Annotated in this window: 7 protein-coding genes; 6 read left to right on the top strand and 1 reads right to left on the bottom strand. The window is 56.1% G+C overall.

The genetic code is table 11. The features are described 5' to 3' along the window. Positions 1–254: 254 nt before the first annotated feature. From fusA to HZB29_06735, 5 genes are all read left to right on the top strand, one after another. The gene (fusA, locus tag HZB29_06755) at positions 255–2,345 is read left to right on the top strand and encodes an elongation factor G (GenBank protein ID MBI5815296.1); all 2,091 of its coding nucleotides are present in this window, start codon (positions 255–257) and stop codon (positions 2,343–2,345) included. A 22-nt stretch (positions 2,346–2,367) separates the two neighbouring features. Further along, positions 2,368–3,225 (top strand): SPOR domain-containing protein, encoded by an 858-nt coding sequence (locus HZB29_06750; protein MBI5815295.1) that lies wholly within the window; start codon positions 2,368–2,370, stop codon positions 3,223–3,225. 1 nt (position 3,226) lies between these two features. Continuing rightward, entirely contained in the window at positions 3,227–3,607 is a 381-nt protein-coding gene (locus HZB29_06745) for a MerR family transcriptional regulator (GenBank protein ID MBI5815294.1), read from the top strand. Between the two features lie 79 nt (positions 3,608–3,686). After that, positions 3,687–4,367, top strand: coding sequence for an SCO family protein (locus HZB29_06740; GenBank protein ID MBI5815293.1), 681 nt, complete (start codon positions 3,687–3,689; stop codon positions 4,365–4,367). A 22-nt stretch (positions 4,368–4,389) separates the two neighbouring features. Then, complete coding sequence (locus HZB29_06735) at positions 4,390–5,106, top strand: tetratricopeptide repeat protein (GenBank protein ID MBI5815292.1); 717 nt, start codon at positions 4,390–4,392, stop codon at positions 5,104–5,106. 197 nt (positions 5,107–5,303) lie between these two features. Here HZB29_06735 and HZB29_06730 read toward each other — a convergent pair whose 3' ends face one another. Beyond that, positions 5,304–5,624: a helix-turn-helix transcriptional regulator gene (locus HZB29_06730; GenBank protein MBI5815291.1), complete on the bottom strand. Its 321-nt coding sequence runs from the start codon at positions 5,622–5,624 to the stop codon at positions 5,304–5,306. A 157-nt stretch (positions 5,625–5,781) separates the two neighbouring features. Between HZB29_06730 and HZB29_06725 the strand changes: the two genes are divergently transcribed. Continuing rightward, positions 5,782–6,264 carry a hypothetical protein gene (locus HZB29_06725; GenBank protein MBI5815290.1) on the top strand — a complete coding sequence of 161 codons (483 nt, stop codon included), beginning with the start codon at positions 5,782–5,784 and terminating at the stop codon, positions 6,262–6,264. The last annotated feature ends 139 nt before the right edge of the window (positions 6,265–6,403 follow it).

Here is a 6,403-nt window from a genome sequence, read left to right as displayed (position 1 = left end):
TGAAATCAAAAAGAAAAGGAAGGCTGCGGCGTAACTGTCCGCCGCTTGCGGCCACGCCGGGATTAATCGGAAATCACCGGATGGACAAAGCGGACAATTCATGTGCTACTAAACCGGACATTTCTATTTGTTGCTAACACCTTGATTGCATTCCCCCTTCCCGGTATGCGAATATAATTGAACAAATAACGCTTGCCGCCCCAGCGCGGTCTTTGCGGCCGGTCTTAACATATCCGCGTAAAAAGGAAGGCGCCATGAATAACAAGGCATTCACGCCGGACAAAATCAGGAACGTAGGAATCATCGCCCACAGCGGGGCGGGAAAGACCACGCTGGCCGAGGCGATCCTCTATGACGCGGGCGCCATCAACAAACGCGGCAAGACCTCCACGGGCGACACCGTGATGGACTTCGACCCGGAGGAGATCAAAAGGAATATCTCCATTTCCACCTCAATCGCCTCGTGCGAATGGAAGGACCACAAGATAAACCTGCTGGACACTCCCGGCGACCAGAATTTTGTGGGCGACACTTTCCTTAGCATGTCCGTGATGGACTCCGCCCTGGTAATCGTCTCCGCCGTGTCCGGGATAAAGACGCAGACGGAGCGGGTGTGGAACTGGGCCTGCGCCCACAAGCTGCCCCGCGTGATATTCATAAACAAGATGGACAACGACCGCGCCTCCTACGAAAGCGCCTTCGGCCAGATAGACGCGGTGTTCCACCAGAAGACGCTCAAGTTCACCCTGCCAATAGGCTCGGGCCCGGCATTCAAGGGGGTGGTGGACCTTCTGTACATGAAGGCGTACATCTACGCCAAGGATGGAGAAGGGAAATTCACCGTCGAGGAGATACCGGACAACCTGCTCAAATGGGCGCAGAAGGAACGGCGGGAGATGGTGGAGTCCGTCGCGGAGACGGACGAGCGGCTTTTGAACATTTACATGGAGAAGAACACGCTGGAGGACGCGGAGCTGTTCCCGGGGCTGCGGCGCGCCATTGTGGCCGGGGAGGTGGTCCCGGTGCTGTGCGGATCGGCCACGCTCAATGTGGTCATCCGCAAGACGCTGGACACCATCGTCAACTTCCTCCCCTCCCCCGCCGACATGCCGCCCAGGCTCGCCAATGGTCCTGATGGAAAACTTGTTGACCTTCCGCCTGCCCCTGAGGGGCCATTGGCCGCCTACACCTTCAAGACACTGGTGGACCCTTTCGCAGGACGGCTCAGCTATCTGCGCGTATTTTCCGGCTCTATTTCCCCCGACAGCAACCTTTATAACTCCTCTAAAGGGGCGAAAGAACACATAGGCCCGCTGCTTACGACAGTTGGAAAGAAGCAGACCCCTGTTTCCAAGGCCGTGACCGGGGACATAGTGGCGGTGGCAAAGCTGAAAAGCGCCTCCACCGGCGACACTTTGTGCGACCCCAAATCGCCCGTCACATTCATGAAGGAAGATCCGCCGCACCCTGTGGTGGCGCTGGCGGTGGAGGCGAAAAGCAAGGGGGACGAGGACAAGCTAACCTCCTCGCTGGCCAAGCTTATGGAGGAGGATCCCACGCTCCATTTCGAAATGGACAAGGAGACCAAAGACCTTGTGATCTCCGGCATGGGGCAGATACACATGGACGTTACGTTGAGCCGGCTCAAGTCCCGTTACGGGCTGGAGGTGTCCACCCATCCGCCCAAAATCGCATACCGCGAGACCATCAGGGGCAAGGCCGATGGGCACGGCCGGCTCAAAAAACAGACGGGCGGGCACGGCCAGTTCGCCGACTGCAAAATCACCGTGGAGCCGGGGACCGACGGGACGGCGTTCGAGTTTGTGAACGCCATCGTTGGCGGTGTCATCCCGCGCCAGTACATCCCAGGGATTGAAAAAGGGGTAAAAGAAGCGATGGCGGATGGAGTGCTTGCCGGCTATCAGATGATGGGGATAAAGGTGACGGTGTTCGACGGGCAATATCACGAGGTGGACTCTTCCGAGATTGCGTTCAAGATCGCGGCGGCCCAGGCTTTCCGCCTAGCGTGCGCCGAGGCCAGGCCGGTGCTGCTGGAACCTGTGATGGATGTGGAAATCGTGGTCCCCGAAGAGTGCGTTGGCGACATCATGGCGGGAGTGGCGCACCGGCGCGGACGGGTCACCGGCGTGGGAGTGATGGGGGGGGATGAGCGGATCAAGGCGCTTATGCCGATGGCGGAAATACTCGATTACGACCAGGAGATGAGGTCGGTGACCGGCGGGCGGGGGGATTTTTCCACCCATTTCGCCTCCTACGAGGAGGCGCCCCCCAATATCGCGCAGAAAATCGTGGCCGAATCCAAAAAGGCGCGGGAGAACAAGTAACTGTGACCGGCGGATCGGGTGGATGAGGAAGTTTAACCTCCTTGAGGAAATCCCAAGCATACGCAACACGTTGCGCCCGGATGGAAGCTACCATGGGATGGAGCGGCGGACATCCCTCCGGGTATGCGTGCTATTGGGAGTGGCGGCGGGACTGGCGGCGGCGTACTGGCTGGGCCCGCCCTCCTGGATTGAAGAATGGCAGACCGCCCCCCTCGCCCCAATAAAGCAACGGACCGCGGCAAGACCGGCGCCCCCCCCCTCTACGCCAGCCGTTGATGCGGCCGTGGCGAAAGAGCCTGCGGAAAAGAAGAAAGTTGAAGAGCCGGACACCGCCGCCAATGTTGATCTGGAAGAAATAACAACCCGTCCGGTGGCCCAGGACGCAACGCCCGCGCCGGTGAAAAGCATGGTAAAAATCGGCGGCGGATGGCGTGTGCGGTTCGCCCTGTGCCTGTACTCCAAAAGCTGCGCCATGATGGCGGCGAAGCTTGCGCAAAAAGATGTGGAGGTCCAGCTTACGGAAAACCCCGCCGAGGTGACTTTTTACAGGGTGATCGCCGGGCCGTGGCCGGCCGTGTCGCAGGCGCAGGAGGCGGCGGACATGCTTTCCGCCAAGGGGGTGGAGGCGGCGCCGTTCCTGGCCGAGGAGAGGTATTATGTGAGCGCGCCTTCGCTGACCACGGCGGCGGGACGCGATATGGTGGTGAAACTTTGCAAATCGTTGTGGTACAATGTGGAAGCGGCCCCTCCCAAAAAGGAGACGCGCCGGATGTTCAAAGTTTATGCGAAGGGCCCCTATGCGGACAAGGGGGCGGCTGAAAAGGCCGCTCGCGTTTTCAAGGGGCGTGGAATAGAATGCGTGGTGGAAAAAGAAGGATGAAATGGCGGTGAAGGAAACTAATCCAAGACAGGACAGCCTGCCGGTGAATCCGGCCCCGCCGGAACGGATGTTCTACAAGATCCGGGACGTGGCGAAGATCGCTGGGGTGAAACCGCACGTGCTGCGCTACTGGGAATCGGAGTTCCCCACTTTAAATCCGCAGAAAAACAGGAACGGCCAGCGGGTCTATACGAAAAAGGACCTGGATACCGCCCTTTCCATAAAGCGGCTTTTGCACGACGAAAAATACTCCATAGCCGGGGCGAGGCAGGCGCTTAAGAAAAAACGGGGCCCCGGTGACGAGATTTCCGGGGTGGATGCGCTTGCCATAGTGCGCACGGAGCTTTCGGACCTTTTGGAACTGCTCAACAAGACGCCCTGAAAAATCACGGGCCTGGAAACTGCTAATACAATTTTTTGGAAGGATTCTTGCGATGTTGAAGTTTGGCGCTCGGATTATCATGATTGTGACCGTATTGCTCATTCCATCCACCTATTTCACTAAGGCGTCCGCCCAGGGGGGGCACGAAGGGCATATGGCCCATGGCGATCATGGCGATCACGCCGACCACGGTGGGCATCAAGCGCTCAGCGATGACGAAATCAAGAAACGGATGATGAAATGGATCCCTGGGGCGGACGCGAAAATCGGGTCCACAATCGATGGGAATCTTTCGTTCATCAACCAGGACGGAAAAAAGGTGAAGCTCAAGGAGTTTTTCGACAGGCCGGTGTTCGTGGCGTTCATTTTCACCTCCTGCCCGCACATCTGCCCCACCATAAACCAGAACATGGCCGCCGCCGCAAAAGAGGCGCGCAAGAAATATGGGGACAAGTTCCGGCTCCTGACCATCAGCTTCGACACGATACGCGACGACATAAAGGGGATCAAGGCATACTCCCAGAACTTCACCACCGAACCGAAGTTCTGGACTTTCGGCCTGGCCGAAAAGGAGAGCGTGGACAAGCTTACCGCGGCATTCGGCTTTTCGTTCCTGCCTTCAGAGCAGGACATATGGTCCCACATCACCATGGTCACCGTAGTGGACAAGGGTGGAGTGATTACCAAGCAGATTTACGGCACCAAAGTGGACTCCCAGGAGTTTTCAGACGCCCTGGGGGCGATGCTTGGAAAGAAGTGACCGGCCGGCGGGGATGAGTTCGATGAAACTGTGGATCACAATGGCCGTCGCAGGAGCCCTCCTTGGGGCGGTGGCGGGGTTGGAGCCGTGGAACCGTTTTGGCGGTGGTGACGCGGCGCCCATACCTGGGCTTACGTCCACCACCCGGGCCGAGCAGTTGAAAGAACTGGAACGGTTGCGCATCGAAGGGATCCGGCTTGTCACGGAAAAGAAATACAGGGAAGCCGTCGCCGTTTTCCTCAAGCTCAATTATGTGAACCACCACGATCCATTCTCGTACCAGCAGCTTGCCATGGTTGTTGCCCGGGCCGGGGCTGATGAGGCCGAAAAGCTTGTCAAAAAGGAAATGTCGCCCCGCCCCAACGCCGCCGACACGGAAAGGATTCTGGGCGGGATGTTTTTCTACGCCAAGGCGGATGATCGGGCCGTAAAACACCTTGATGTTTATCTGGCCGCCAACCCAGACGATCCGGCGGCCATGTACTACACCGGCGCGATCACAAGGAAAAAGGGGGACAACAAGGAAGCCATCCGCGTACTTTCAAAGGTGGTGGAGAAGGAGCCTGGCCATTATTACGCCTATGTGGAATTGCAACAGGCGTATGAAGCGATGGGAAACGACGCCCAGGCGGCGAAGATGCTAGGACTTGCGTTAAAGAACAGCCCGTCGAACAAGGAAGGTGTCTGTTGCGGCCTGCCCCCGGACAAGAAAGCGACGGAGAAGGGGAAGAAGACGTAGCCATCCTCCGTGGGAGCGCGGGCATCTTGCCCGCAACGCCTTTTGCCGGTTCGACACCGGCGAAAAGGCGGAGATAATGCGTCACATAAAAACCGGCCTGGTTATTAAAAAGAACCTCTTCATATTTGCGTTTTATACGGCGCGTTGAGCGCCGTATAAAACGATGCGGGCAAGATGCCCGCGCTCCTAGGGGAGGGCTACCGCAAAATGGCTTTTAATGTGCGGTAGGCTGTGCGCAGGTTTTCTTCATCGGCCCCATCCAGCATGGCCCGCATCTCCTTACGCATCTCGCCGGCGGACTTGGCCGAATGCCCAAAATCAAAAAGCTCCAACATATCCACACCCAGGCTTTCCGCGATTTTAGAGAGAACCTCGAAGGAGGGGAAATGGTGCCCCATTTCCATCCTGCTCAGATATTTGGAATTTATCTCACACTCTTCAGCAAGTTCATCTTGAGTCAATTTGCGAATAGCACGTAGCTCTTTAACCCTCAACCCGAAAGTTTTTAAATCCGCCAAGTTCCGTTCCTCCAACCTAATAGTCTGATGGTTTAGGAAAAAGCTAGAACAAGGAGATACATAGAATGAAGTTGACAATATCAACTTGAATAGTAGATATTCTGTACTCTAGATAGATTATTGAGTGTAGAAACCACTTGTAAGGGGGATTTTGAAAATGAAAAAGTTGCTGGCGGGAATTACTAGTTTATTGGCTCTAACCCTCATCACCTCCTGCGGCGGCGGAGGAGGAGGGTCGTCAACTTCATCAAATGGTGGGTCTTCATCTGGCGAAACGACAACATCAAGCAATGGTTCATCCGGTTCTGGCGCTTTCGGAGTGCGGAGTTGCAACGTGCCAAGTGCGTATCGTTGCTTTGAAGCAGCGATAATAAGCCAATTTTCGGGAACAGGACGCCTGTATTATTACGATCAGGGGACTGCAAACATTGCCGTAGCCTACAATACCTGTGAAAGTCAAAATGGCACGTCTAGCGAATCAGCAAGTGCTGAAAGCGTGAATGTTCTTTTTGATAGAGACTGTGGATTTATTGGAGGTACTGTTGGAACAGGATGCCCAACTGGCGTGGTAGCTTTCTGTTCATGGAATTATTCCGGAACCGCTACTTCAACAACCATTACTGACGCAACTTGGCATTAAGAGTCAATCCCTTTTTTAGTTGAAACTCCCGGCATGACCGTCACGCCGCTTTCACCATTATCTTCCCCGCCAGAACCTGTTTCATGATTTCACGCAGTTCCGGCAGGTGTTTATAACCGCTCACTTTCCTCAACCTGGG

This window comes from Nitrospinota bacterium (assembly GCA_016235255.1).
GTDB lineage: Bacteria > Nitrospinota_A > UBA7883 > UBA7883 > JACRLM01 > JACRLM01.
This window is presented reverse-complemented; position numbering and strand designations above follow the sequence as displayed.